This window comes from Thainema salinarum CENA647 (assembly GCF_057732415.1).
Window position 1 is genome coordinate 354,775 of sequence record NZ_JBYJZJ010000022.1, and the last position, 25,807, is coordinate 380,581.

23 protein-coding genes are annotated in these 25,807 nt (G+C 51.3%); 13 read left to right on the plus strand and 10 right to left on the minus strand.

Annotated features, from left to right (window positions below; all coding sequences use genetic code 11):
* The first annotated feature begins 435 nt into the window (after positions 1–435).
* From clpP to AC286M_RS08460, 5 genes are all read left to right on the plus strand, one after another.
* Positions 436–1,047: an ATP-dependent Clp endopeptidase proteolytic subunit ClpP gene (gene clpP, locus AC286M_RS08440; RefSeq protein WP_510178000.1), complete on the plus strand. Its 612-nt coding sequence runs from the start codon at positions 436–438 to the stop codon at positions 1,045–1,047.
* Between the two features lie 11 nt (positions 1,048–1,058).
* Positions 1,059–2,399 carry an ATP-dependent protease ATP-binding subunit ClpX gene (gene clpX / locus AC286M_RS08445; protein WP_488203950.1) on the plus strand — a complete coding sequence of 447 codons (1,341 nt, stop codon included), beginning with the start codon at positions 1,059–1,061 and terminating at the stop codon, positions 2,397–2,399.
* 43 nt (positions 2,400–2,442) lie between these two features.
* The gene (locus AC286M_RS08450) at positions 2,443–3,300 is read left to right on the plus strand and encodes an alpha/beta fold hydrolase (protein ID WP_488203951.1); all 858 of its coding nucleotides are present in this window, start codon (positions 2,443–2,445) and stop codon (positions 3,298–3,300) included.
* Positions 3,301–3,687: 387 nt separating this feature from the next.
* On the plus strand, positions 3,688–5,463 hold the full coding sequence (locus AC286M_RS08455) for a VWA domain-containing protein (protein ID WP_488203952.1): 1,776 nt from the start codon (positions 3,688–3,690) through the stop codon (positions 5,461–5,463).
* A gap of 220 nt (positions 5,464–5,683) precedes the next feature.
* The gene (locus AC286M_RS08460) at positions 5,684–6,118 is read left to right on the plus strand and encodes a hypothetical protein (protein WP_488203953.1); all 435 of its coding nucleotides are present in this window, start codon (positions 5,684–5,686) and stop codon (positions 6,116–6,118) included.
* Between the two features lie 47 nt (positions 6,119–6,165).
* On the opposite strand, the gene AC286M_RS08465 is transcribed toward AC286M_RS08460, so the two are convergent.
* Positions 6,166–6,984 carry an inositol monophosphatase family protein gene (locus AC286M_RS08465; protein WP_488203954.1) on the minus strand — a complete coding sequence of 273 codons (819 nt, stop codon included), beginning with the start codon at positions 6,982–6,984 and terminating at the stop codon, positions 6,166–6,168.
* A gap of 454 nt (positions 6,985–7,438) precedes the next feature.
* Here AC286M_RS08465 and AC286M_RS08470 point away from each other — a divergent pair, with 454 nt between their 5' ends.
* Positions 7,439–8,128: an adenylate/guanylate cyclase domain-containing protein gene (locus AC286M_RS08470; RefSeq protein WP_488203955.1), complete on the plus strand. Its 690-nt coding sequence runs from the start codon at positions 7,439–7,441 to the stop codon at positions 8,126–8,128.
* 34 nt (positions 8,129–8,162) lie between these two features.
* Here AC286M_RS08470 and hypE read toward each other — a convergent pair whose 3' ends face one another.
* Positions 8,163–9,209, minus strand: a complete 1,047-nt coding sequence (hypE, locus tag AC286M_RS08475) for a hydrogenase expression/formation protein HypE (RefSeq protein WP_488203956.1) — start codon at positions 9,207–9,209, stop codon at positions 8,163–8,165.
* A gap of 153 nt (positions 9,210–9,362) precedes the next feature.
* Positions 9,363–10,673 carry a pentapeptide repeat-containing protein gene (locus AC286M_RS08480; RefSeq protein ID WP_488203957.1) on the minus strand — a complete coding sequence of 437 codons (1,311 nt, stop codon included), beginning with the start codon at positions 10,671–10,673 and terminating at the stop codon, positions 9,363–9,365.
* Positions 10,674–10,850: 177 nt separating this feature from the next.
* On the opposite strand from AC286M_RS08480, the gene AC286M_RS08485 reads away from it, so the two are divergent.
* Positions 10,851–11,732, plus strand: a complete 882-nt coding sequence (locus tag AC286M_RS08485) for an SDR family oxidoreductase (RefSeq protein ID WP_488203958.1) — start codon at positions 10,851–10,853, stop codon at positions 11,730–11,732.
* Positions 11,733–11,897: 165 nt separating this feature from the next.
* Here AC286M_RS08485 and AC286M_RS08490 read toward each other — a convergent pair whose 3' ends face one another.
* Positions 11,898–12,290, minus strand: coding sequence for a hypothetical protein (locus tag AC286M_RS08490; protein ID WP_488203959.1), 393 nt, complete (start codon positions 12,288–12,290; stop codon positions 11,898–11,900).
* Positions 12,291–12,687: 397 nt separating this feature from the next.
* On the opposite strand from AC286M_RS08490, the gene AC286M_RS08495 reads away from it, so the two are divergent.
* The gene (locus AC286M_RS08495) at positions 12,688–12,957 is read left to right on the plus strand and encodes a hypothetical protein (protein WP_488203960.1); all 270 of its coding nucleotides are present in this window, start codon (positions 12,688–12,690) and stop codon (positions 12,955–12,957) included.
* A gap of 2 nt (positions 12,958–12,959) precedes the next feature.
* Positions 12,960–13,427, plus strand: coding sequence for an HNH endonuclease (locus AC286M_RS08500; RefSeq protein WP_488203961.1), 468 nt, complete (start codon positions 12,960–12,962; stop codon positions 13,425–13,427).
* Here the strand turns inward: AC286M_RS08500 and AC286M_RS08505 are convergent.
* Complete coding sequence (locus AC286M_RS08505) at positions 13,422–14,195, minus strand: ABC transporter permease (protein WP_488203962.1); 774 nt, start codon at positions 14,193–14,195, stop codon at positions 13,422–13,424. The two genes, AC286M_RS08500 and AC286M_RS08505, sit on opposite strands and share 6 nt — an antisense overlap.
* Positions 14,196–14,485: 290 nt before the next feature.
* Between AC286M_RS08505 and AC286M_RS08510 the strand changes: the two genes are divergently transcribed.
* Positions 14,486–15,946, plus strand: coding sequence for a phosphoglucomutase/phosphomannomutase family protein (locus AC286M_RS08510; protein ID WP_488203963.1), 1,461 nt, complete (start codon positions 14,486–14,488; stop codon positions 15,944–15,946).
* A 36-nt stretch (positions 15,947–15,982) separates the two neighbouring features.
* A complete protein-coding gene (rdgB, locus tag AC286M_RS08515; RefSeq protein ID WP_488203964.1) occupies positions 15,983–16,567 on the plus strand; it encodes an RdgB/HAM1 family non-canonical purine NTP pyrophosphatase in 585 nt (194 codons plus the stop codon).
* Positions 16,568–16,651: 84 nt separating this feature from the next.
* On the opposite strand, the gene AC286M_RS08520 is transcribed toward rdgB, so the two are convergent.
* The gene (locus AC286M_RS08520) at positions 16,652–17,098 is read right to left on the minus strand and encodes a hypothetical protein (protein ID WP_488203965.1); all 447 of its coding nucleotides are present in this window, start codon (positions 17,096–17,098) and stop codon (positions 16,652–16,654) included.
* A 588-nt stretch (positions 17,099–17,686) separates the two neighbouring features.
* Between AC286M_RS08520 and AC286M_RS08525 the strand changes: the two genes are divergently transcribed.
* Positions 17,687–18,343: an esterase/lipase family protein gene (locus AC286M_RS08525; protein WP_488203966.1), complete on the plus strand. Its 657-nt coding sequence runs from the start codon at positions 17,687–17,689 to the stop codon at positions 18,341–18,343.
* On the opposite strand, the gene AC286M_RS08530 is transcribed toward AC286M_RS08525, so the two are convergent.
* The 3 genes from AC286M_RS08530 to ffh form a co-directional block, all read right to left on the minus strand.
* Complete coding sequence (locus tag AC286M_RS08530; protein ID WP_488203967.1) at positions 18,319–18,747, minus strand: VOC family protein; 429 nt, start codon at positions 18,745–18,747, stop codon at positions 18,319–18,321. The genes AC286M_RS08525 and AC286M_RS08530 overlap by 25 nt on opposite strands.
* A gap of 251 nt (positions 18,748–18,998) precedes the next feature.
* Positions 18,999–19,865: a Tab2/Atab2 family RNA-binding protein gene (locus tag AC286M_RS08535; protein ID WP_488203968.1), complete on the minus strand. Its 867-nt coding sequence runs from the start codon at positions 19,863–19,865 to the stop codon at positions 18,999–19,001.
* A 426-nt stretch (positions 19,866–20,291) separates the two neighbouring features.
* Positions 20,292–21,767 (minus strand): signal recognition particle protein, encoded by a 1,476-nt coding sequence (gene ffh / locus AC286M_RS08540; RefSeq protein ID WP_488203969.1) that lies wholly within the window; start codon positions 21,765–21,767, stop codon positions 20,292–20,294.
* Positions 21,768–22,995: 1,228 nt separating this feature from the next.
* Between ffh and AC286M_RS08545 the strand changes: the two genes are divergently transcribed.
* Positions 22,996–24,519 carry a GAF domain-containing protein gene (locus AC286M_RS08545; protein WP_488208823.1) on the plus strand — a complete coding sequence of 508 codons (1,524 nt, stop codon included), beginning with the start codon at positions 22,996–22,998 and terminating at the stop codon, positions 24,517–24,519.
* 24 nt (positions 24,520–24,543) lie between these two features.
* On the opposite strand, the gene AC286M_RS08550 is transcribed toward AC286M_RS08545, so the two are convergent.
* Entirely contained in the window at positions 24,544–25,779 is a 1,236-nt protein-coding gene (locus AC286M_RS08550) for a sensor histidine kinase (protein WP_488203970.1), read from the minus strand.
* Between the last annotated feature and the right edge of the window lie 28 nt (positions 25,780–25,807).

A 25,807-nucleotide genomic window follows, 5' to 3' on the forward strand; every position in this document is an offset into this window, starting at 1 on the left:
GGTATCTTACCCGCCCTTTTTACAAAATGTACTCGTACCTGTTGGCTGGTTATCTCTACTGGTTTACGGCTGAATCGGTCGCCGATAGGCATCACTGAAGTAAATATTGCCATAGTTCATTGAGAGCCAGATAGTTCATTGAGAGCCAGGATGAGTCAAACCTTCACCAAAGGTTACAGAGATGCCAAATATCCAGCGAGTTTAAATGACTTGAGGCATAATGGCGAGTAAGGTTCCTCCAAAATCGAGGTTAATACTGTTAAGTTTTTTTACCTATGTTGACCTAGATGAGGAGGAAGGTTATTTGTAAAGCTGCATCAACTGTGTAGGTTCTGAAATTTGGCATTTTCGAAGTTTATGCTTTCATCTCAATCGTCTGAGCCTATCCTCACCAGTACAGCGGCGCTTCACGCCTCATCCATTGCTCCTCAAGGGGTGGTGCCAATGGTTGTGGAGCAGTCGGGTCGAGGAGAGCGTGCATTTGACATTTACTCTCGGCTGCTGAGAGAGCGGATTATCTTCTTGGGAACGCCCGTTGATGATGCGGTGGCTGATTCCATCGTGGCTCAACTACTATTTTTAGATGCAGAAGATCCGGAAAAAGACGTTCAGCTTTATATCAACTCACCGGGCGGATCAGTGACGGCTGGATTTGCAATCTATGACACGATGCAGCAAATCCGACCGGATGTGGTTACGATTTGCTTCGGACTTGCGGCCAGCATGGGCGCATTTTTGTTGGCAGGTGGAGCCGCCGGAAAGCGTCTGTCATTGCCCAGCTCTCGAATTATGATTCACCAGCCGCTAGGTGGAGCACAAGGGCAGGCGATTGATATCGAAATTCAAGCTCGCGAAATTTTGTATTTGAAGCGACGACTCAATGAGCTATTGGCTCACCATACTGGGCAAGCGCTTGAGAGAATTGAAACAGATACAGAGCGCGACTTTTTTATGTCTGCTGAAGAGGCCAAGAATTACGGTTTAATTGACCAGGTGATTACTCGGCAAGATATGCCGAATGGACAGGCCATCACTGCGTTGAAGTAGAAGGGGAAATCATGTCTAAGTACGACTCCCATCTTAAATGTTCATTTTGCGGCAAGTCACAGGAGCAAGTTCGAAAACTCATTGCAGGGCCGGGAGTCTACATTTGCGATGAATGCGTTGATCTGTGCAACGAGATTCTAGACGAGGAACTGTTTGATTCCAGTGCGTCGGTTGCTCAACCGACGCCTCGTCGAGAAGGTCAGACGGAAAAGCGCCGGGTTCCGACTGCTCAGCTTTCCTTGAATCAAATTCCTAAGCCAAGAGAAATCAAACAGCACCTTGATCAACATGTCATTGGCCAAGATGAAGCCAAGAAAATCTTGTCAGTGGCAGTTTACAACCACTATAAGCGTCTTAGCTTTAAGCAAGCTGGTGAATCTGAGCTGGGAGATGAAGATGCGATTGAGCTGCAAAAGTCCAATATTTTACTAATTGGACCCACGGGATGCGGTAAGACGCTTTTGGCTCAAACCCTGGCCAAGATGTTGGATGTGCCGTTTGCCGTTGCCGATGCGACAACTCTGACTGAGGCAGGCTATGTGGGTGAGGATGTGGAAAATATCCTCTTGCGACTGCTGCAAGTAGCTGATTTGGACGTTGAAGAGGCTCAGCGCGGCATTATCTACATTGATGAAATTGACAAAATTGCTCGCAAGAGCGAGAACCCGTCGATTACACGGGATGTGTCTGGGGAAGGCGTTCAGCAGGCGCTGCTGAAAATGCTAGAAGGTACGATCGCGAATGTGCCGCCTCAAGGGGGACGTAAGCATCCCTATCAAGATTGCATTCAAATTGATACCAGCAACATCCTGTTCATCTGTGGTGGCGCTTTTGTTGGTTTAGAGAAAGTTGTAGAAGAGCGAATTGGTAAAAAGTCGATTGGCTTTATCCAGCCTGGTGAAAATCAGCCTCGCGAAAAGCGAGCGGCTGACATTCTGCAATGTCTAGAACCGAGCGACCTGGTTAAGTTCGGCATGATTCCTGAGTTCATTGGTCGAATTCCAGCAGCAGCGGTAATCGAACCACTGGATGAGGATACGCTAGCGGCGATCTTAACTAAGCCGAGGAATGCGCTAGTCAAGCAGTATCAAAAGCTGCTACATATGGATAACGTTCAGTTGGAATTTGAGAAAGATGCGGTACGTGCGATCGCAAAAGAAGCCTATCGTCGTAAGACTGGAGCGCGGGCATTGCGGGGTATTGTCGAAGAACTGATGCTGGAAGTGATGTATGAACTGCCCTCTCGCAAAGATGTCACCCGCTGTGTGATCACACGCGAGATGGTCGAGAAGCGCTCAACGGCAGAACTGCTGGTTCATCCGTCTTCGCTACCTAAACCGGAATCAGCTTAGTATTCTCGGTCATTTAGACTAATTTCATTGGCTAGAGTTAATTATGCCCTATGCGTTGGTGAATGGCGTTAGCCATTACTACGAATGGATCTTGGCAGATGAATCGGCAAAAAAGCCCGTCATGGTTTTTATGCATGGCTGGGCAGGTTCTGCTCGCTACTGGGAAGAAGTTGCTAAAGCGCAGGCTGATCAGTTTGATTGCTTACTGTATGACCTGCGGGGGTTTGGTCGCACATCTCTGCCGAAGGAAGAGGAGCAAATTTCTAACCTGAATTGGGAGTTAGAAAGCTATGCCCACGATCTAGCCGTGTTGCTCGATACGCTGGAGATTGAACAGCCCATTTTTCTCAATGCTCACTCAACTGGAGCCTCAATCGCCGTTTATTTCTTGAATCGCTATTCAGAGCGGGTTCGACGAGCGATTTTGACCTGCAACGGCATTTTTGAGTACGACAAACAATCTTTTGAGGCTTTCCATCGGCTCAGCGGCTACATTGTGCGATTTCGGCCCAATTGGTTGGCCAAAATCCCGTTTATGCCTCGCATTTTTATGGCTCGCTTTTTGAAGCAATCAATTCCAGGTGCGATGCAGCGGGCCTTTATGGAAGATTATCTGATGGCTGACTATAAAGCGGCTATGGGAACGATCTACACCGCTGTCAGCGAAAATGCGGCGTTGGTCATGCCGAAAGAGTTTCGCCGCCTAGCTGTACCGACGCTGCTCGTATCAGGTCAGTATGACCAAATTATTCCGGCTGAGATGGGACGGAATGCAGCCGAGCTAAGTGATCAGGTGACGCAAGTTGTGATTCCCAATACGTCTCATTTTCCGATGCTGGAAGATCGCGATCGCTATTTGCAGGTTGTACAAGAGTTTTTATCCCCTGCACTGGTGTCGTAGTTATTTGCTGAGACCGTTTCATATTGCGTGAAATGGGAGGGGTACGCAGTGTGCACCCCTCCCATTTCGTACTAAATAAAAAGCCTGACCCACGAGGTTTGCGGATAAGAGCCTCGTGGGTGTGAAGTAAACTGCAGTTTGTGTGGACTGAAAGAATCCTTTCGTATATCTATAGTGTGCCCGATGTAACATGTGGTGCCCTCAGCAAATCGACGGAAATTAAATATCAAGAAATATCTGTGCCGCGTTATTCACTGAGGCATATGGGTAATCTACGTTTAATGCTCAAGTTTGATGAAATCCATGATCAATTCTCTGGAAAGAATACACTACAAACTTTTCAGAGAAAAACTGGAGACTTATTGGAACCGATTGACGGAATAGCTCATGAACTTCTGGATTCGACGCTTACCGAGTGTTTTGGGACAACTGCGATCGCGCTTTTGGCTATGGTGTATCACAGGGTTTAGTTTAACCCTCCTCTGGTCGTGTGGTGGTAATGTTGCCAACGTAGACTCGCCTGAAAGTGCGGCTCAGGCCCTACAGGAAAGCCTGCTGCCCAAGATTGCGATTGAAGAGGCTTATATCCCTGATGGGGTGGCTGCCCGATACGCTACCGACGGCATCGTTGAGCCTTTACCCAATATCGAAGAGTTTCCAATCTATGGGGCGCAGCCGACTAATGATCCAGACACGGTTTACATCGAAATTTACAGCTCATCTGAAAAAGCAAACGTTGATAAGCAGAATGAGCGCTGGCTGGTTGAAGTGGCTCAGGCATTCAACGACCAAAACGCCACGACTGCTTCCGGCAAACGCATCCAAGTTGGCGTCCGTCAGGTTGCCTCTGGGGTTGCGGCGCGGTTGCTGACCGAAGGAAACGTCCAGCCAGAAGGCTATTCACCCTCCAATGATTTATGGATTTCTGCGGTTCAAAATGGCGGGATTGAAACTCAAACCGTTGCAGCGCGACTGGTGCCGAACGTAGCGGGCTGGGTGGTTGCGGATGCCGCCTATCAAGAGCTGGCCGCCGCTGGAAATGTAGATTTTGAAGCCATTCTGACCCAGATTCTTTCGGGCGATTTAAGTATCGGCTATCCCAATCCCTACTCCAGTTCAACCGCGCTTAATCTGCTGTATACGCTATTTTGGCGGGCCGCAGGCCATAACGAAGATGGGCAAGCGCTGACAGTTGCTGACCTAGAATCGCCCCAGGTTAATTCTGTCTTTTCGGCCTTTCAGGATCAGGTGGTTCTAACTGCTCTTACGACCCTAGATTTGCAGGAAATTTTCATTCGCGATCAGCAAGTTCTAGAAGCGTTTCCGCTGGAGTATCAAAACTTCCAGTTCCTCACGCAACTGCCTGGGTTTGAGTCGGTTCACTTTGTACCGTTTGGCATTCCGCACAACAATCCGCTGGTTGGCTTTAGCTGGAATACACCAGAAGAACAAGAGGCGATGCAACAGTTTGGCGATTTTGCGACCTCGTCAGAAATGCAGCAGTTGGCTCAGCAGCAGGGTTTTGAGGCCACCGATTATTTACAAGCGACAAATCTACCACCTACACCTAATGGCGAAGTCCTACAGGCGGCCCAGTCCTACTGGAAACTGCGTAAGGATGGCGGACGCACGGTTTATATGATGCTGGTCGTGGATACCAGTGGTTCGATGGTGGGTGAGCCGATTGCTGCGGTAAAAGACGGCCTACAAATTGCCAGCAGCTACATCAATCCGGGCAATTACGTTGGCATGGTGACATTTGGCGATCGCACATTTCGGAAGCTGCCGCTTGCCCCATTTGATGACGATCAGCATCGCCGTTTCTTGGCTGCGATCGATAGCTTGACGCCCGATGGCCGCACGGCGATGTACGACGCGACGATGGTAGCAATGTCTGATCTGCTAGAAGCTCAAGCAACCGATCCTAATGGTCGCTTTTATCTGCTGCTGTTGACTGATGGCGAGGCAAATGAGGGCTTCAACTTCAACGACGTGCAAAGTATCATCACCCATGCCGGGGTGCGTGTTTATCCGATTGCCTATGGCGATGTGAATCAGCAAGAACTTCAGGAAATTGCCAGTTTACGAGAATCAACCGTGCAGCAGGGATCACCTGAAAACGTACAGGATTTGCTGAAGGGCATCTTCCAAACCAGCCTGTAATCCCAATCTGAAGATCAGTTTGGGCAGAATTTACGTCTCGCGTAAATTCTGCCCAAACCCATTAGAACACAGACGTTTTTGTAGCGGCAGCGGAGCCGCTGCTACAAAAATGTCCTAGATATGACTATCGCTATATTTGATTTGAATTCACCGCAATAATGGACGCTATACAATAAGGGCGCATCATATTGGCTATAAACATCGGCTTAAAAGCCAGCCTATGGGATTTGCGATCGCACTGGTATTAGCGCTTATGTGTGTGACATTGGGGATAGTGACTCGTCCCAAAGTCATGAGTATTGAGCTGCTGAAAAACGATGCTCGCTCAGTGACGAAGCCGTTATTGTTTGAAACCCGCATGGCTGAGCGTGATGTCCTGAAGCGTATTGTGCAGTTCGCTCAGGCATCCAATTATGATATCGAAGACTTCAATGCCAAAGAGCAGTACGTCATTTTGAGTCAACCCGTCAGTTGGTACGGCTTACGGCTCTACTATCCTATTTTCTTTAGCAAAGGTGCAGATAACTTCAACATGACAATTGAAGTCTGTTGCCTGCACAATCTACCCATCGCAGCCGCTCGCGTTGCCCAACAGTATCACGAAGATCATCGGCGGTGCTTTAACGGGATTCGGGCGGCGCTGTTGGTCGGGTGATAGGAGCGAAGGGGTAAGGGGGCGAGGGAGCATTTTAGGAGCTGAATTTAGTTCCAGCGGCCTAAAAATTTTACGTGGGGTTCAAATGCGGGAATTAAATCAGCGCGGGCTGTTACTAGGGTTGGATAGGGGCGTTTGCCGTAGCTCTCACCTATCCGCAGCGGAAAGATTGGTTGCGATTCCAGAGGTATCCAGACACCGCCCGCTGCCTGCACGATCACCCAGATGGCTGCAATATCCCAGATTTTTGGAGTTGCCTCTATGCCGCCTAGGGCAATACCTGCGGCCACTGTGAGCAGGTTATACGTTGCGACACCCAGCATCCGAATTTTGCAGGGAAAATCTGGTTCGCGCATAACCAACGTGCTGCGGGCACAGAGGCTAAAGAAATGATTGCTAGACGGTTCATCGGTGCTAGTGCGAATTGGCTGACCGTTGAGATAAGCGCCGGATGGCCCTTCTAAACCTGAACCTGTGAGCCAGTAGCCGTGAAACGCCTGTCGAATCGGCGGCAGAGACACATAGCCAAATACGGGTGTTCCGCGATAGAGCAGTCCTAACGAAATGCCCCAGAGCGGTACACCGCGAGTGAAGTTGGTTGTGCCGTCAATTGGATCAATAACCCAGCACCAGTCCTGATCGGGGAAAACGTGCGTGCCTTCTTCGCTGAGAATGCCGTGATCGGGAAATGTGGTTGCGATCGCATCTCGGATTGTCGCATCGGCCCATTGGTCAGAACGGGTGACAAGGCTGCCATCGGCTTTCTCTTCGGCGCTGGCGTGACTAAAGTCTTGCAGTAACTGTTGGCCTACGGTTTCAGTGGTCGATTGGGCAAAATTGAGTACGGCTGTCCAAAAATCGGTCATTACAAAGGATTCTGTGTGGGCTGTTCACCTTATTACATCATCATTTGGGGGGGAGTGGGTCTGGTTTAGGGGGGATTTGGGTGGATGGGTGGATGGGAGCGTGATTGGGTAGATGAGTGGATGGGTGGATGATGGTTAATGGGGAAGGAGTTGATAGTTGATGGTTGATAGGGATAGATGGGGGTTGGGGGAGTAAGACCGTTTATTTGCACTGTAGCTATAAACCGATTCTCAGCATGTCAGAAGTGAGGCGTGAGGCGTGAGGAGTAAGGCGTATTCCGGTCACTCAGCACTCAGTCCCCAGCATTGACCTCATCTGTAGCGCTTGTTGATAGAACTGGTATAAACTACGAGCTACATTTAAACGATATGTCAAGGGGAGAGTAACCCTGCGTAGGAAGCTGGGCACTCTGGAGACAATATCGAGTCCTGAATGTGAGTCCTGAAAATCGTCATGCCGAAGAGCTTATTGCTTGGAGCGATTGCTTCTAGCTTGCTGATGGGTGCAGCAACGCTACCAGTTTATGCTCAAGATGCTGTACAAGGGATGGAACCTTCTGATTGCCTGATTATGCCTGCCACTGAGGAAACTCTGCGCCAGCTTTTGCAAGAGCGCGTCCTGCAACCTGAACGGGCGGCAGAGATTGATGCCCAAATCCGCACGCTGTTCAACCAAACGCTGGCGGTGATGGTGGTTGATATGGCTGGATTTTCTAGTCAAACGCAGAATGAAGGGATTATTGCTGCGCTGGCTCAAATTGAGCAAATGCGATCGCGCACCCGACCGATTATTGAAGAGCACCAGGGCATTTTAGTGAAAGCCGATGCTGACAACCTTTATATGGTGTTTGCAACGCCCGATCACGCTCTCGCTGCTGCGACACACTTACGGAATTATCTCCAGACCCAAGCCATCAGCGTCAGCATTGGCATTGATTACGGCGATGTTTTGCTGATCGAACGGCGAGAACTATACGGCAACACGGTCAATCGAGCGTCCAAGCTGGGGGAGGATCTGGCGGAGCATAATGAAATTTTGATGACGGATGCGGCGATTCAGCATTTGATGAACCCAGCGCAGACAATGACGATTTCGGACGTGCAGATATCCGGGCTGACTCTCCGAGTTCACCATATGCAGTAGCGCCAGGTTTTCCTCTCCGCAAAATACGCTATATCTAGCAAATGCGCGGTAGCTGTTCGCCACTGAGCATATCGAGGATGCGTTCGGTGCCGATGCGATGTTTGAGTGTGACTAGGGGACTGGTGGCTGTTGTCACTTGACCGATAACGCAGGCGTTGGGTGGTTCGCCTTTGGCTTGCTGGTCGGCGTTGAGAATTGCGATCGCACGTTCCGCATCTGATTCTGGAACAAAGGTGAGAAAGCGGCCTTCGTTGGCAATATAGAGCGGATCGAGTCCCAAAATTTCGCAGGCTCCCTGCACGTCGTCTTGAACAGGAATGGCGGATTCATCCAGCGTAATGGCAACGTTAGCCGCCGCCGCAATCTCGTTCAGCGTGCTGGCCAGCCCGCCACGGGTGGCATCGCGCAGGCAGTGGATATCAATTCCGGCATCCAGCATCTGACCGACCGCTTGCGCCACTGGAGCGGTATCGCTGGTAATTGTAGACTCAAAGGCCAAGCCTTCCCGCAGCGCCATAATTGCAATGCCGTGGCGACCGATATCGCCATTCAGCAGCACCACATCTCCCGGCTGCACGGCAGTAGGAGCAATAGTGACCGGATGCTCCAGTACGCCAACGCCAGCGGTATTAATAAAAATGCCGTCCCCTTTACCCCGATCGACGACCTTGGTGTCGCCCGTGACGACGCGGACATTGGCCTGCTCGGCGGCGCGGTGAATCGACTGCACTACCTGCCAGAGGGTTTCCATCGGCAAGCCTTCTTCTAAAATCATGCCGAGGCTGAGATAGAGTGGCTTGGCTCCGGCCATTGCCAGGTCATTGACCGTGCCGTTGACTGCCAGAGTGCCAATATCGCCGCCGGGAAAGATCAGGGGACTGACGACATAGGAATCGGTCGTGAAAGCAATGCGATCGCAACTCATGCTCAGCACAGCGGCATCATGTTGACCGGATTCGGGCTGACCAAAAACTGACAGAAACATCTGGTCAATTAGCTGATGCATCAGGCGACCGCCGCCGCCGTGGGCGAGAAGAATGGTGGGGTATTGCTGGATGGGGATGGGGCAGGATAGGGACACGGTTTGATTTTAGATTTTGGATTTGCGATTTTGGATTGGGTGTTGTCCAATTTATAGGGACATTGTAAGGGCGGGTTTTGCTGTTAATGGGCTGGCGAGAACAGCAACGTGATCGGCTAAACCCGCCCTTACGGGATGTTTGGGGGATGACTACTAACGTCCGAGTTTGTTGGGGATGTCGCCGCAGCCGCCGGGGATGGTACTGCGGGTTTTGCTGCCGCCCCAGCAGCAGCAGTAGTAGCGCTGGTCTTCGGTCATGCGGTGTACGTTGGTGAAATCGGCACCTTCGACGACTGCGCCTGTGTTTTCACCCGTTTGGTAGTTAGGTGGGTCGATTCGCGATCGCGGACTTGCGCTTTCTACATCGCCGTAAAAGAGTTGCGCCCCCATTAAATCAGCTTGAATGAGCTTGGCTTCGTAGAGGATAGCGCGAGCAAAATTGATCCGTACCAAATCGCAGTTGCTCAAATTAGACCGTACGAGATTGACATCGCTCAAATCCGTCCAGCGGAGGTCTGTGCCGGACAGGTCAGAGTTGGCCAGCATCACGCCCAAATCAATCACCCGCACGCCATGCACCCGGTCTTCTGCATAACCGCCTGTGCCATCCAGAATGGGGCGTCCCAAATGGCGATCGCGTTGGAGCGGCGTGAGAAGGCGCGACTGGGAGAGAAAGCGAATCACTTTGGCTTTGCCCTCGGCATTGATGCTACTGAGGATGGCGGCGGTGCGTCCTTCTGCGATCGCACGTTCCTGCGGCCAGTCTTCCAGTAGCCCCTCATCGTCTAACACCAGATCAGAAACGCCTTGAAAGTAGGAGTCAATCGTCTGCTGTTGCGTAATCAAGTTTTGCTGCGTGGTCAGGTCACGCTCAATGATGTACTGTCGCCACGCTACGTAAACCGCTAGAACCGCAATCAGAATTTGACCAAATGCGCCAAAGAAATCACCCAGTGCGCCGATCACATCCCAGCGCAGTTGATCCCCAACCTGGAACATCCAGCGGATGATACCCAGAGCCTGCATCAGCCCGATAAGTGCGATCGCAAGTCCAGGCAAACCTACAATCAAAGCTTTTTGCTGTGAAGATAAATCCTTCGTTAGTGCTTGAATATTGGGCCAGATCAGCCGTAGCGATAGTCCAAAGGTGATCAGCGCCCCCAGCAGCGTAACCGCGTTTAAATTGAGCGACCAGCCCAACAGCATGAACAGCGTCGTAAACAGGATGAGAACACTGGGAAACCGCTTGATGACTAACCGAGTGACTTCTAACGCATCCATGGGCACAGTTCCATTTGCTTGCAGCGCTGCTAGTCGCTGCCGTTCGGCAAGGGCTTCAGGGTTGAGATCCTCATCATCGACATGGGTATGAGTCTGATCGGTCGGCAGGGGGAGGACTCGACGATAGCGGTGTGACGCCATTGGGCCAGCGGCTATCTTCCGACCAGCGAAAGTCGTCGGCATCGGCAGTTTCAGGATTGAGCGAATCGGGCGGTGGATTTTGCGAGTTGGGATCGTGCATGGACGAGGAAAGGGAGGGTGGAAGAAGGCTGTATATGTTCTGAAATCAGGCGCTATACAATAACGAAGACTACAGGCTATATGCGACTACTTTCACAAAAATAACCTGGATCGGATGGGATGAAGAAACTATTGGTGACAGGGGCGAGCGGATTTTTGGGTGGGCATTTATGCGCGATCTCACCTGAGCGGGGTTGGCAGGTGGTCGGTACGTATCATCATCAGCCGGTTCGCTGGCCGCAGGTGGAGATGGTGCAGCTCAATTTGTGCGATCGCAATATGGTGCAACAAACACTGGCTCGCATTGGCCCGGACGCCGTGATTCATGCTGCCGCTTGGTCGAAGGTGAACCAGTGCCAGCAACATCCAGAAGCGGCCTATGCGGTCAACGTAACCGCGACGCTGATCCTGACGGAATGGTGTACCCAAGCGCAGATTCCGTTGCTGTTTACCTCGACCGATTTGGTGTTTGATGGCAATCACGCGCCCTATCGAGAAACCGATCCGCCTAGTCCGATCAGTGTTTATGGTCAGCAAAAAGCGGAGGCCGAGCGGAAGATTCTAGAACGCTATCCGGGGGCTACCATCTGCCGCCTGCCGCTCCTGTTTGGAGCCGCAACGCCTACCGCCGACTGCTTTCTACAGTCCTTTGTGCAAACGCTGCGCGAGGGCCGACCGTTGAATTTATTTACTGATGAGTTCCGCTCTCCCGTTAGTGCGACGGTGACGGCAGAGGGCTTACTGATGGTGCTGAATCGAGCCGTGACCGGAATTTTACACCTGGGCAGCCGAGAACGGCTTTCGCGCTATGAAATGGGGCTGCAAATGGTGCAGGCGCTGGATTTGCCGGACGCGACGCTGCACCCCTGCACCCACGCTGATGTCAATTTATCGGCTCCCCGCCCCAACGACGCGACGATGGATAGCCGCAAAGCCTTGGCGCTGGGATTCGATCCGCCGCTGTTTTATGATGCGCTGCTGGAACTGAAGGGTAAGGTGTAGCGATTTGGAAATTAGATCAGAAAAAGCGATCAGAAAGGGTAAATAAGAACGTTAGTAAGAAAGGGTAATAAGAAAGAGCGATCGCAACTTGCGATCGCTCATACACCAAATCAATTGTTTAGCTCACTATCAGTTCACTACCCACTGAGCATTATTGTTTGACTATTATTCGCTATCGACTTGATCTCGAATCACTTCCCAAATGGACAGCACACCGTCAATCCAGCCTTGACTGAAGAGAATGCGGCTTTCGGGGCTAACTTCGAGCAGGTGAGCAAAATCGGGATCATGAATGCGAGCTTCCTCTGGATATCCGCGTGTGTCGAGATACGTCCAGAGATAGTCCAGCACGTCTTCATCTAAGGACGCCGCGAGTGGACGAACGCGGACAAAATGCTGAAAGTCTTTGTAGGACAGCTTGGATGCGGAGCGAATTCCAAGCTCATACCCTTCTTGCTGCACCTTCTTCAGCAAAACCTGTTTTTCGGTGCGTAGACGTTCAACTAAGCATTCATCGGCTGCGAATTGCTGCTTGATTTCTTCATAAGTAACGGCCATATCAATTGCCTCCTGGCAAATTGCAGAAATGTTGAGTTGAGTTTTAATCGGTTGGAGTCGTTCGAAGAGTGACTCTGGAACAGCGATTGTAATTCTCTTGCTCAAGGTTTTCCTCGAACTTTTTTGTGTACTCTTATACAATAATCGATTAAATTGCATAACTGATTACTTTTAACCAAACTGTTACATAACTAGCAGAATTTATCTTGATTGTTATGTAACGCAGCCCAAGATTCGTGTCGAATACAGAATGGAAGACTCACGCGTATGCAGTTCTACATGGTTCTGTGTCTGAGACTGGATTTTTGTAAGACAAAAGGGTGGAGTGTTGTAGGCAATTCCATTGCCTCGGAATCAGCCTATACTGCCAGTAAGGTCTTTCAGATTTGTAACGATTATGTTTCTGCCACCAAAACTGAAACAGTTACCAATGAGTCTGCCGATTGAGGGCGCTGTGCGAATTGAACTAGAAGAGGGCATTCCTGTCTTTCGAGCATCCAGCACCGTGCAGAATACCGTCGAAGCACTACTGGCTAAGCAACAGATGGCATCTTTAAGTGCAGAAGAAGAAGAAGAACTTGATTGCTACGAAGAAATGGATGACTATCTAAGTTTTGTGAATCGTACTCTACGTAATTTATTTCTCAGCCAGTCTCAGCAGCTCTAGTTGTGTCTTCTCGCAAACGAATTTCTGAATCAATCCAGATACAGGTGCGTCAGCGTGCTGGTTACCTTTGCGAGTATTGCCACGCGTCAGAAAAATGGCAATATGTGCGATTTACGGTTGATCATGTTGTGCCGTTGTCACTTGGAGGCACAGATGAGTTTGAAAATTTGGCCTTAGCATGCTTTCACTGCAATCGTAGAAAGACCAATCGGCTCACAGCAATCGATCCACAATCGAACCAGGAAACAGAACTCTTTAATCCTAGGCAACAGGCTTGGTCAGAGCATTTTATTTGGTCTGCTGATGGCAGCTTAGTTTTGGGGCTAACTGCAATTGGGCGGACAACGGTTATAGCGTTGGCACTAAACCGCGATCGCATATTAGATATCCGAGCGGCAGATCGAGAGATTGGGCGACATCCACCATCAGGTGATCCGGTGATGGTATCTACGACGGGTGAACAGCTATAGCTGCCGTTCTACGGCGAGCATTCGGCGATAGGAGAGCCAGCCGAGGATTGTAACTGCGATCGCAAATGCGGCCAAAAAGCCGACATGTTCACCGACGACATCTAGACCATCACCAGCGGCAGAAACGCCGAGTAACGCTTCATTCATGTGATAGATCGGGTTCCAGCGGGCAATTCGCAGCAGCGATTCTGGAAACAGGCTAGCTGGCAGAAACGCGCCGCCGAGAATCAGCAGCGGTACACCAAAGGCGGCAACCAGGGCATTAACATCTTCGGTGCGGCGAGCCAGTTGCGTACCGAGGATAAACCCAGAGCCGACATAGGCCACGATACTCAAAAGAATAATGACTGCGCCCAACAGGACTGAGCCATTGAAGTTTGCGCCGAGGCTAAGTGAGATCGCATAGACCAGCAGGGTTTGACCCAACCCAATCACACTATGGGCGATAAAAATGCCCAGAAAATAGGATAGGCCGCTAAGGGGAGAGAGAAAGAGGCGTTTGAGAGTTTGCTGCTCTCGCTCTGAGACAACCGTAGCCACGCTGCCGCCCAAGCAGCTAAAAAAGAAGGCTGCACCGACCAGTGATGAGGGAGCCGCAAGTTCAAATGCGGCAGCTCGGGTCAGTTGCGATCGCTCTTCGATAATCAGGCCATTTAGGATCAGAACGATGACCGGGAAAATGATCCAAAACAGTAGGCTCCGTCGCCGTCGCAGGAGTTCGAGTAAAATGCGATGGGCGATTGCCCAAGTTTCGCGCCAGTATTTCATAAACTTGAAATAAAGTTGATGCTTAATTGATCCGCAGTGTCAAATTGCAACCACAACTTTCCGGTCAGGCGCTCAGCGAGTCAGTAGAAGTGACAGGGCAAGCGCTTGAGATAAAAGCCAATTAACTCCGGTTTGCCGATTATGGGTGAATTTATGCTCAAAGATCGCTTCTGTCTCTTTTATCTATTGCCTGTCCATTAAATAATCGTGATATACCAGTTGCAGTAAGCACATACGCAGTAACGCGCACATATTAGTACACATATTTAGTAAATCTATCTAAGAACACTATGGCGGCTCCAACCTCATTTGCAACCCTGGCTCAAAAAGAGATCAAATTCGGTACAGATGGTTGGCGGGGCGTAATTGCGGCGGACTTTACGTTTGCGCGTGTCGCCCACGTTGCTCCGATCGCAGCAGAAGTGCTGGCCCAGGTTTATGGTGAAATGACGGGTAGCCGCACGATTGTCGTCGGTTATGACCGTCGCTTTCTCTCACCTGAGTTTGCTCAGACGGCAGCAGAAGCGATTCAAGCGGCTGGTTTCGATGTAATGCTGGCCGATCAGTTTGCGCCAACGCCAGCTTTTAGCTGGGCCGCTAAGGATCTGGGAGCCTTGGGTGCAGTCGTGATTACGGCCAGTCATAATCCTGCCGCCTATTCTGGCTTTAAGGTAAAAAGCGCCTTGGGTGGATCGGTGCCGCCGGAAGTGACGCAAAAAATTGAAGAGCGGCTGGACGTACCCGTAGAACCGACAACGCCCGGTTCTCTCCAGACGTTTGACCCTTGGCCGAGCTACTGCAATGCGCTGCGCTCCAGGGTTGATATTGCAGGAATTCAAGCTGCAATATCATCGCAAAAGCTCACGGTCTTTGCCGATGTCATGCACGGGGCAGCCGCAGGTGGACTGGCTAAGCTGCTAGATACGACCGTCCATGAGCTACATGGAGATTCAGATCCACTGTTTGAAGGAGGCGCACCGGAACCCTTGCCCAAATATCTGGGCAAATTTCTGGAAACGATTCGTACCTATGAAAAAGCAGATAATGAGCTAGTCGTGGGACTCGTTTTTGATGGTGATAGCGATCGCATTGCTGCGGTCGATGGCAACGGCACGTTTCTCAGCTCGCAGATCTTAATTCCGGTACTGATTGAGCATTTGTCTACGCGACGGGACTATCACGGTGAAGTGGTCAAAACGATCAGCGGGTCTGATCTGATTCCCCAGATTGCGAAACACTACGGGTTAGACCTACACCAAACGCCAATTGGCTACAAGTACATTGCTGACCGGATGACGGAGGCCCATGTGCTAATCGGTGGCGAAGAATCCGGTGGAGTCGGCTACGGGCATCACATTCCAGAACGGGATGCCTTATTGTCGGCGCTGTACGTGTTAGAAGCGGTGCTGAAATCGGGTGAAGATCTCAGCGATATCTACAAACGTTTACAAGATCAGGTAGGCTTTCATTCGGAATATGACCGGATTGATTTACCCCTGGCCAGCATGGATGTGCGCGCCAAACTGATTGAATCGCTGGAGACGGAACCGCTGAAGGTGATATCCGGCAAAGCGGTCACGGACTGTTTAACGATTGACGGGTATAAGTTTCGCTTGGCAGATGACAGTTGGCTGCTGATCCGCTTTAGCGGCACGGAACCCGTCTTGCGGCTCTACTGTGAAGCTAAAGATATGAAAACTGTCCATCAAACGCTGAAATGGGCAGAGCAGTGGGCGAAATCGATTGCTTAGTCAATAGGTGGATTTAGAAGGGGAGTGAAGGCAACGATGCCGTCAATTGTGGTTGCAACTGGAAATCCAGGCAAACTGGGTGAAATGCAGGCTTATCTGGGAGAACTGGGCTGGAACTTGGTGCTGAAACCAGACGAAATCGATGTGGAAGAAACGGGCAGCACGTTTATTGAAAACGCTCGACTCAAAGCGTCCCAAGTCGCTCGGGCCACTCAGCAATGGGCGATCGCAGATGATTCTGGCCTCGCTGTGGATGCTCTAGGTGGCGCACCTGGCCTCTACTCGGCTCGTTATGGTAAGTCTGATACCGATCGGATTCAGCGATTACTGACTGAACTGGGCGATACCGAGCAGCGGTCTGCTCAGTTTATTTGCGCGATCGCACTGGCCCGTCCCGACGGCACCATCCTGCTGGAAACTAACGGCATCTGCTACGGTGAGATCCTTCGTCGGCCTAGTGGTCAGGGCGGATTTGGTTACGATCCGATTTTCTATATGCCCACACAAGGCTGTACCTTTGCTGAAATGACGCCCGAACAGAAGCACGTTCACAGTCATCGCGGCGTCGCCTTCCGCCAGCTCATGCCCCAACTGCGATCGCTCTCTAGCGCCATGCGGTAAGATCAAAACCCACAAAAGAAGCCGAGAGCGTCAGCTAAGCTGACGCTCTCGGCTTCTTTTGTGGGTTTTCGGGACAAGGTATAACTACGAACCAGACACCTTAACATTCTTAGCCATTGACATAAAGGAACCCATGTTGGCACCCGGACGGCGACGGCGGGTTTGGTTCTTGGCTGGATTCAGATACTCTGGAGCGAAGGTCGTATCAGACTTTGATGCGGTTGCTGCCGCTACTGGCATGGGCTGAGGAGTTGCACCATTTTGAGTCAGTACAGCGATCGGCTCATTTTGGTCAGCCGTTGCCTGGGCGTTTGCCTGCGCAGCTGGCTGAGGGCTTGGCTGACTGCCGTTTGGAGACTCAGTTGCGGTTGCGATCGCAGCCGATGCGGGTTGGCTAGCCACTTCTTCTGTGTTGGCAGACTGAGCCTGGTTTTCCGCAGGCTGAGCCTGATTGGAAGACCGATTCGCCTGCGACTCGTCAATTTCCAAGAAATACTCAGACTTCTTACCGACTCCGACTACCTTCAACAAGGAAGAGATTAGTCCGAAAATAGCGCCAAATATCTTTTTAATAAAACCCATTAGCCCAGTGACTCCCAAGTCTATGTTTCGCTGAAATGAACAAATCTAGTGACAACCCTACATGAATAGCGGCATCTCTCGCTATCGACTTAACTCGTGCATTACGACTACTGTCACATCCCGGCCTGATACGTTTCATCCTCATCAGGCATAGTAAGCGTAAGCAAAGTAGACTCAGCTTAATGTACATTGCTCGATGCAACGTAACAGCCGCGATATGGCCCTATCCATCTAGAGCGCTATAGAAAAATCTAAAACGATTATGAATTTCTCATGTGGACGGAAGCAACACTTCTACACATTTATTGACAATGCGTTACTCAAAACCACATCTTGCCCAGCCTACTGAAAGGCTATCACAAGAGCGCTGATGGGTACCCATCCCTAGCCCTACATCGTGACTTCAGTTAACAGTGGCTCATCCGTCTAGAAGATCCAGTGAACAGTTAGCAAAGTGACCTGCATGACAGCCCAAATCACATTGACGCGCTGCATCATGAAGGAATCTTGCAGAAATGAGAAAATTGATACTACTCTATGCCATCCGCTGCCATGAGCAATCAGTCAACCGTAAACCGTTCCGCAGCACCTAATCCAGTTGTGCTAGTGCCTGGTATTGATGATACAGCTACCGTACTTGAGCCGCTGATGCAGATGCTGCGGCAGCAGGGCCGCCACGTCCACGGGCTGAGTTTATGGCCTAGCAACGGAGATTTGGGGCTTGATGAATTAGCGGCTCAGGTTGATCGCTATGTCAATCAGACCTTTGCACCTCATCAACCCATTGACCTGATTGGCTTCAGTATGGGGGGAATTGTGAGTCGCTACTATGTCCAGCAGATTGATCACTGCGATCGCGTTCAGCGATTAATCACGATCTCGTCGCCGCATCAAGGATCGCTGGTTGCCTATGGTCGCTGGAATCTTGGCTGCTATCAAATGCGTCCCGGCAGTCCTTTTCTGCAAGCCCTGAATCAGGATTTAAGTCGGCTACATCGGCTCAACTTCACGTCCCTGTGGACGCCGTTTGACCTGATGATTGTGCCGGCCCATAGTTCGCAACTGCCGGTGGGACAAGAACTGACCTTTCCCGTGCTGCTGCATTCCTGGATGATTCGCGATCCCCGCTGCTTGGATGCGATCGCAACTTTACTCGACGAACCATTGCGCTACGTATCACCGACCTGCGCATAGGCCACTTCACCAAAGATAGCGCTGGCGTGACGGTAGAACTTGAACTCCAGCAGGTTATGAAAAGGGTCAACTAGGAAAAACGTGCGGTGCTCCAGCGGTAAGCCGGGAAACCGCAGTTTTGGCTGCTGATAAAACGTGAGTTCATGCTTCTGAGCCCGTTCGAGCAGCGCTTCCCAATCCGCTTCTTCAGGAAAGACGAGGCCAAAATGCCGGGGATAAATGCCTCTCTGCGGCTCTAGCGGTTCATGGGCCACGTGAGCGACAAGCTGGTGGCCTTGCAGATTAAGGATGAGTGAACCTGGCCCTTCGCGCCCAGGTTCACAGCCGAGGCCGTCTATATAGAATTTGCGGGTGTCGTCTAAGTTGGTGACGGGGAAGGCGAGGTGGAAGATGGGGTGGGACATGGGTTTGGGGGTGGATGGGAGTTTGGGGTAGATGGGTGGATGGGTAGGGGGTAGGAAGGTAAGGCGGTAAAGCTGTAAAGGGAGTCAAGGGAGTCAGTAGGGTGTGTATAACCCTTCGGGTATGGCTACGCTAAAGCGAAGCGTAATGCACCGAATTGGGGAGTCGAGGGCTTGGGCAAAAAGGGGGCAGGGGGAGTAATCGTAACGCGCTAGGTTGAGGAGTCGATACCTGGTGTAGAAAGCTGTGGCTTCTATCTATTATCCTGGCTAATTTCGGTGTCGTTTTGCTGTTGCAGCAGCCACAATCCGGTGTAGGTCATGCCGGAGTCGTCGGGTTGGATGAGTAAGAAGTGGAGTCCTTGAGCGGCTGGCTGGCGTTGGGCAAAGGTGCGAGCGGCGGCTTTGACATCGGCATCGTCAAAAGTGGCTAAAATCCAGCGTTCGACGAGACCCGCTTCCAGAATCAAGCCATCCGGTTCGCCAGGAATATAGTGCAGTTCCACAGGCTTGGCTCGCTGGAGCCATTCAGCCAAGCGCCAGGATTGCCGACCGCCGTAGACGATGATGCCCGGAATTAGGCTGGTGCTGGGCAGTCCCAGTTGGATGGGTTTAATCTCTGCTGGCAAGTGCAGAAACGGGATTGGCTCATGAGCAAACGACTGCTCTAAATCTTGAGCCGCAATCGCAGCAAAGCGCCACTGGTCACCCCAGAGATTTTCCGGCAGGGGAGTCGGTGGGGGACGGTCGAGCGCGAGGGGCAGATAGACGTAGCCGTTGGTTTTTGTTTGGGGCTGATAGTCAGCGGCCTGTTGGACAAGCAAGCGTTTAAGGGCGGGAGTGCGGCGGGTGGCATCTACTTCAATACCCAAGGGCGCACAGGCGGTTTTTAGCAGCGATACGCTTTGAGGCCGAAAAACTTGGATGCCGTCCGGTGCAGCGTGAGTTGCGATCGCAGTTTTAATCTCGCCCTCCAACCAGGCACCACTGGCCTGCGACTGGGGACATTGCGCTTGGTGAATAATATGTCCTGCCGCATCACAGATGAACAACTCCCAGAGGGGCTGATTGTCTGCTGTCTGTAATGGACGACGATAGAAGTCAGCTTGCCAAGTGACCATATTCTGGTTTGCCTGCGATTCGCTTCAGACTGCTATTTTATGGCACTACGCCTATCGGTTAGAACCAATATTTTGTGAAAGCTGTGCTCAGCGCGGCTTTCACAAAATATATTGATTTTACTTCAGCGCGTAGCGCTGGACTTTGTCTATCAGGACTAGAAAACGAAAGAAAAACCCCGATTCCAAAGGAAACCGGGGAAACGCATCGGGTTTCAGGAGTAGTGATTACGACGTCTCATCACCTCCTCAAAGTGTCATAAACCACAAATAATTTGTGATCTCCAACACCTTGACACTGTTAATCATTGCAGGTGTGCCAGTTTTTTACATGGCCACCTGAGGGTGATATTTGGGTGATTTACGCTAGCTAAAATCGTGAGCCGTCATTTATCGCGCCTTACACAACTGGACTTCACAGGCAGCTACTTATAACTGACCAAACCCTTTCTTTTTCTTGCCCTTCTTTTTCTTTTTGGACTGACCGCCACCACCGTAATCCCGCCAGCCGGGTTGGGGGCCACCCCCGCCCATACCGGGCATGCCCATACCAGGCATTCCGCCGCCACCCATGCCGGGAAAACCACCCATGCCAGGGAAGCCCATGCGCCCTTGGCCCATTTGCTGCATCAGCGATCGCATTCTTTGAAAATCACTGACCAGCTTGCCGACATCGTTATCTTTAAAGCCTGCACCTTTGGCAATCCGACGTCGGCGACTGGGAGAGTTGGACAGCAAATCGGGATTGCGCCGCTCTTCCATCGTCATAGAGTTGATCATCGCTTCCGCCCGCTTGAGCTGCGATTCGCCCTGCTCTAGCTGATCGCTAGAAATCTTGTTCATACCGGGAATCATCTTCATGATGCCTCCCAGAGAACCCATATTTTTCAGCAGGCGCATCTGCTTCAGGAAGTCCGTGAAGTCAAACTGAGCCGACAGGATTTTTTCCTGCATCTGTTCGGCATCAGCCAGATCAACTTCTTCCTGTGCCTTTTCCACCAGGGTGAGAACGTCACCCATCCCCAAGATGCGGGAGGCCATCCGGTCGGGATAGAACGGCTGGAGCGCTTCCACCTTTTCGCCCATACCGACAAACTTGATCGGCTGTCCCGAAATTCGCCGTACCGATAACGCCGCACCACCGCGCGAGTCACCGTCTAACTTAGTTAGGATGGCACCCGTAATGCCAATTTCGTCATGGAACGTGCGGGTGAGGTTGGCTGCTTCCTGACCCGTCATCGCGTCTACCACTAGCAGCACTTCATCCGGCTGCACCGCTTTTTTAACTTCGGCCAGTTCGGCCATCATGTCCTGGTCAATTTGCAGACGACCAGCGGTATCAATGATGACGGTGTCAATTCCCTGCTCTTTGGCGTAGGCGACACCCTGCTTGGCAATCTCAACCGGGTTGGCGTCTGAACCTAGTTCAAATACAGGCGTATCGATTTGCTTACCGAGGGTGATCAGCTGATCGATCGCAGCGGGTCGATAAACGTCTGTTGCCACCAGCAGCGCATTGCGGTCTTGCTTGCGCAGGTGCAGGGCCAGCTTTGCGGAAGCGGTCGTTTTACCCGTACCTTGCAGACCCGCCATCAGCACAATCGTGGGCGCTGTATCGGCATGGGCCAGGGGAACGTTGGTTTCCCCCATCACCTCAACCAGTTCTTCATGAACAATCTTGATGAACTGTTGGTCAGGCCGCACGCCCGAAATGACTTCTGCGCCTTTGGCCTTCTCCTGAACTTCTGCAACAAATTCTTTGACAACCTGGAAGTTGGCATCCGCTTCTAGCAGTGCTCGCCGCACTTCCCTCAGTGCTTCTTGAATATTCGACTCCGAGATCTTGTCTTGACCTCGTAACTTTTTCCAGGCGTCTTCTAACCGATCAGCAAGCGCATCAAACATGGATATAGGCCAAACGCGTTAACTCTAAGACAACAAAACCTGCCGCTAACTGCCCTGTAATTTGCTCCGTAGCTCACGCGGAGAAATTGTCACGTCTGGATAAGTGACGTGGTTGCAGATCCGTGTGCGATCGCATTTGCATACGCATCTGCATGAAGAACAAAGATTTCAGTCAGCGCAGGTATTCCACAATGAAAGCTTAATATCAGCGAGCTTGGATTGGCTTGATATCAACGGCATCCATTGTCAAGGAATTTATATGACTTCTTCATTTATTCTAAAGGGTTTGGTTAAGCTATACAAAATACCGTTTCTTCGTTCCCTACAGCCCTCTAGGGTACAGACTAGCTTAGGAGTTCCATGCCAACCTGCGTTTCAAGGGGGTCAACCCATGTCCACGTCATCATTTGTGCCATCGCATCGATCGTCACAGGTTGTTCCGGTTCACAATCTCAATGGGTACGATCAGGATGCTGCCTATGATATTGCCGTTGACGCGATCTTGGAACGCCTGCGGGATAAACTTGCTCATCAAGGAGCGCTAGACGAACAAACGACGGCTGACTTGGCGGCACTGAAAGAGCATTATCAGGATTTAGGCTGGCTGTCTCATTTTAACGATCATAGCCATTTGCTGATGGCTGTGATTGATCTGAAAACCTTTCAAGTTCGCTCCGTTAATAATCATCTTCAGCAAATCATTGCGCCGTTACTGGCTAAGCAAGCTGATCCAGATTCGACTGTGGATTCGACGACTTCGGCCTGGAACTTGCTGGAACTGCTCTCAACCGCTGAACGGGAAGCCTTCCAGCAACTGTATCGTCGCCATGTTCTCTATGCTGTTCTACAGCAGTACTATCATATTCAATCACCCGAATTTGAGCGTTTGTTGAATGACACGCTGCTGGTTAATCTGTCCCCCACCAAAGAGCAGACGGTGCAGTTAGAGCTGCGTCTACGCAGCGATCGCATGCGGGTGAAGCTGTCTGATCCACTCTCGGACGAGTTTAATGACTTAGGCGTTACGGCACAGTCCAGCCGCTCAGAGCTGATTGGCCAACTGCTGGCCCCGGAACAGGTTCAAGCTCTGGTAGATCGGCTTGATCTAGAGCGCTACCAGGTGGAGGGCGTGCTGCTGCTGGAAGGAGTGGAAGTCACCGAGCGGCAAACGATCCATAGCCTGATTCAGCTTTTGATTGATCGAGAATCGGTGCTGCAACCGCGCAAGATGCATCGGGTTAACAAGTTTGTACGCACCCTTTTCCGGGCCGATAACAGCTTCATCCTCAGTGCCGAAAATGATCAGGCCCGTCTGATCATTGGGCTAGAAAATCTCCAAGACGATGCCACCGCATTTCCAATGGCGGAACTGCAAGGATCTCACTTCTTCACGGCGGCAGAAGCGGCGCAGGTGCTGAATATTCCCAATTTGCAGGCGGACTGTCCCACGAAATGCGAGCAGTTTATTCAGGATAAGGGAGTGCGATCGCTGTTGATCATTCCCTTAGTGGTTCAATCCATGCTCGAAACATCAGCAGCACAGAGTAAGCTGATCGGCGTTGTGGGCTTGACCAGTCAGCAGGCGTACCATTTTGACAGCGTGGACTGCCGCAATGCGGCGACGCTCATTCCGGCACTGACAGCAGCTCTGCGTCACGCTATCCAGCGGCGGTTTACCAAAATTCACCCCGCTGTCGAGTGGCGGTTTGTCCAAGAAGCGGAACGCCGCAGTTGGGGACTGCCGCCGGAAACAATAGTGTTCAATGATGTCTACCCTCTCTACGGCATTTCGGATATTCGGGGATCGTCTAATGAGCGCAATCGAGCGATTCAAACCGACTTGCTGCACCAGTTTCAGCTGGGCATTGACATCATCAATGCGGTTTGTGACAGTACGGAAACTGCTTTAGGACAGCAGCTCAAGCAGGATTTAGACGAGCATATCGCGCAGCTACACGAGGGGGTCACCGTTGATGCTGAGGTGACGCTGACTCGCTATCTAGAGCAACATTTAGAAAAGCATTTTGCCTACTTCCGGCAGTGTAGCCCCCAGGCATTGGCGGCAGTGGAAGCCTACGAAGCGGCTTGTGACAATGACCACGGCTGCGTCTACCAGGCTCGTCAAGCCTACGACCAAATCATCCAGCAAATCAACGGCCTGCTGCGCGATACCTGGATGGCTTGGCAGGAGAAAATGCAGCGGGTGGTCAAGCACTACTGTGATATTGAGACGACCGACGGTATTGACCACATGATTTATGTCGGGGAATCGATTGATCCGACCTTCAAGCCCTTCCATTTACGCAGCTTGCGCTATGAGCAGTTGCGGGCCGTCTGTGACTGCGCGCGGGTGTCGTTTACGTTGAAGCAGCGGTTTCAAACCCAGCTTGAAATTACTCATTTGGTGCTGGTGCAGGTGAGTACGGTCGATATTATTCATGACGAAACGACTGAGCGGCTGTTCGACGTGCGCGGCACGCGCGATACGCGTTATGAAATCGTCAAGAAGCGCATCGATAAAGCGGTGGATGCCGAAACCCGCACTCGCATTACCCAACCCGGCATGTTGACCATCGTTTACTCTACGCCGGAAGAGTGGGAAGAGTACCGTCAATACGTGCGCTATCTGCAGCGGGAAGGCTGGGTGGGCGAGAAGATCACCCAAGGTGCTGTTGAGCCATTGCAAGGAGTAACTGGCCTGAAATTTGCCCGCGTGGCGGTGTGCCTTGAGGAACCAGAGACTGAAATTTGATGAAATGCTTGCTCAGCGAGCGTCTCAATCAATATCAGCTTTATCTAGCGAACCATAGGCGGTCGGTAGCTGAACGGTAAATATGGAACCGTCATTCAGTTTAGAGACAACTTCAAGTTCTCCCTTGAGCAAAACCACAATCTTGGCCGTGATTGCCAGTCCTAAACCCGTGCCTTTCCAGAGCAAATTCTTCTGTGCGTCTGGCGACTGGGCGCGGAAAAACGGCTCAAAGATTTTTTTCTGCGTTTCAGTATCCATGCCGATTCCCGTATCCGCGATCGCAAGTTGCCACTGCTGATCCGCAACGGCGACTGCCGTCAGCTGCACATGGCCCTTTTCGGTATAGCGAATGGCGTTGCTGCCGAGATTGATCAGCACCTGCTCTAGCTTCAGCGAGTCGGTCTCCACCGTTTCGGGAGCGCGATCGCAGTCTATGATAATGTCCAGTCCTTTCTTGCTGGCCAGTGGTTCTAACGTCTCAACCACCGTTTGCAGCAGCTGGCGCGGCTGAACCAACTGAATGTCTAACTGAACCGATTGGTTTTCGTAGTAGGAAAACTCTAAAACCTGATTCACCAGCTTCAGTAACCGCTGCCCATTCCGCAGTACCCGCTCCAAACTATCAAGGTTATCCAGCGCAACGGATTGGCTCAGTGCCCCCTGCTGCTGACGCAGTAACAGCTCAGAGTAGCCGATGATCGAGTTCAGCGGAGTCTTGAGTTCATGCGCCAGGAACGCAACCTGTTCTTGGCTGGTGTGAACCAGCTGCGAGAGTTCCCCAGTCGTCAGTTTGACCTGCTCCTTAAGCTGCTCTAGCTCTTGGAGACGCGATTCAACATAGCTCTCAAAGCATTTCGTTAACGCTAAATCAACGACTTCATTGACCACGTTCATGCCCGAAAAAATCTGGGACGGCGTTAAGCTCTCCAAATACGGCTCTAGGTTTCGAATCACGGCTTGGCGCAGCAGCCGATATTCCTGTACAACCTCCGTGGGATCAAATCCCTGTTTGGCTCTTAAAACGCCATGACTTAGGCTGGCACTGGCTACAGCTTCAACCACATTACTGTAGTCATACTGCTTGAGGCAATCTGCGATCGCGCTTAAAACGGACGGCACATGATCCCGAATTGCCATTGGTGGCAACTCATCAGCGGCTTCAATGTCTCGATGCTGCTGAACGGATTCTGTCCATTGTTCAACAATTTTTGCTTGGCATTGCTCGACCAGTTCACCTAAATGCAGGATTTCCTTCGACATCTGACCTGACGGGCCTCTATCTACTGGG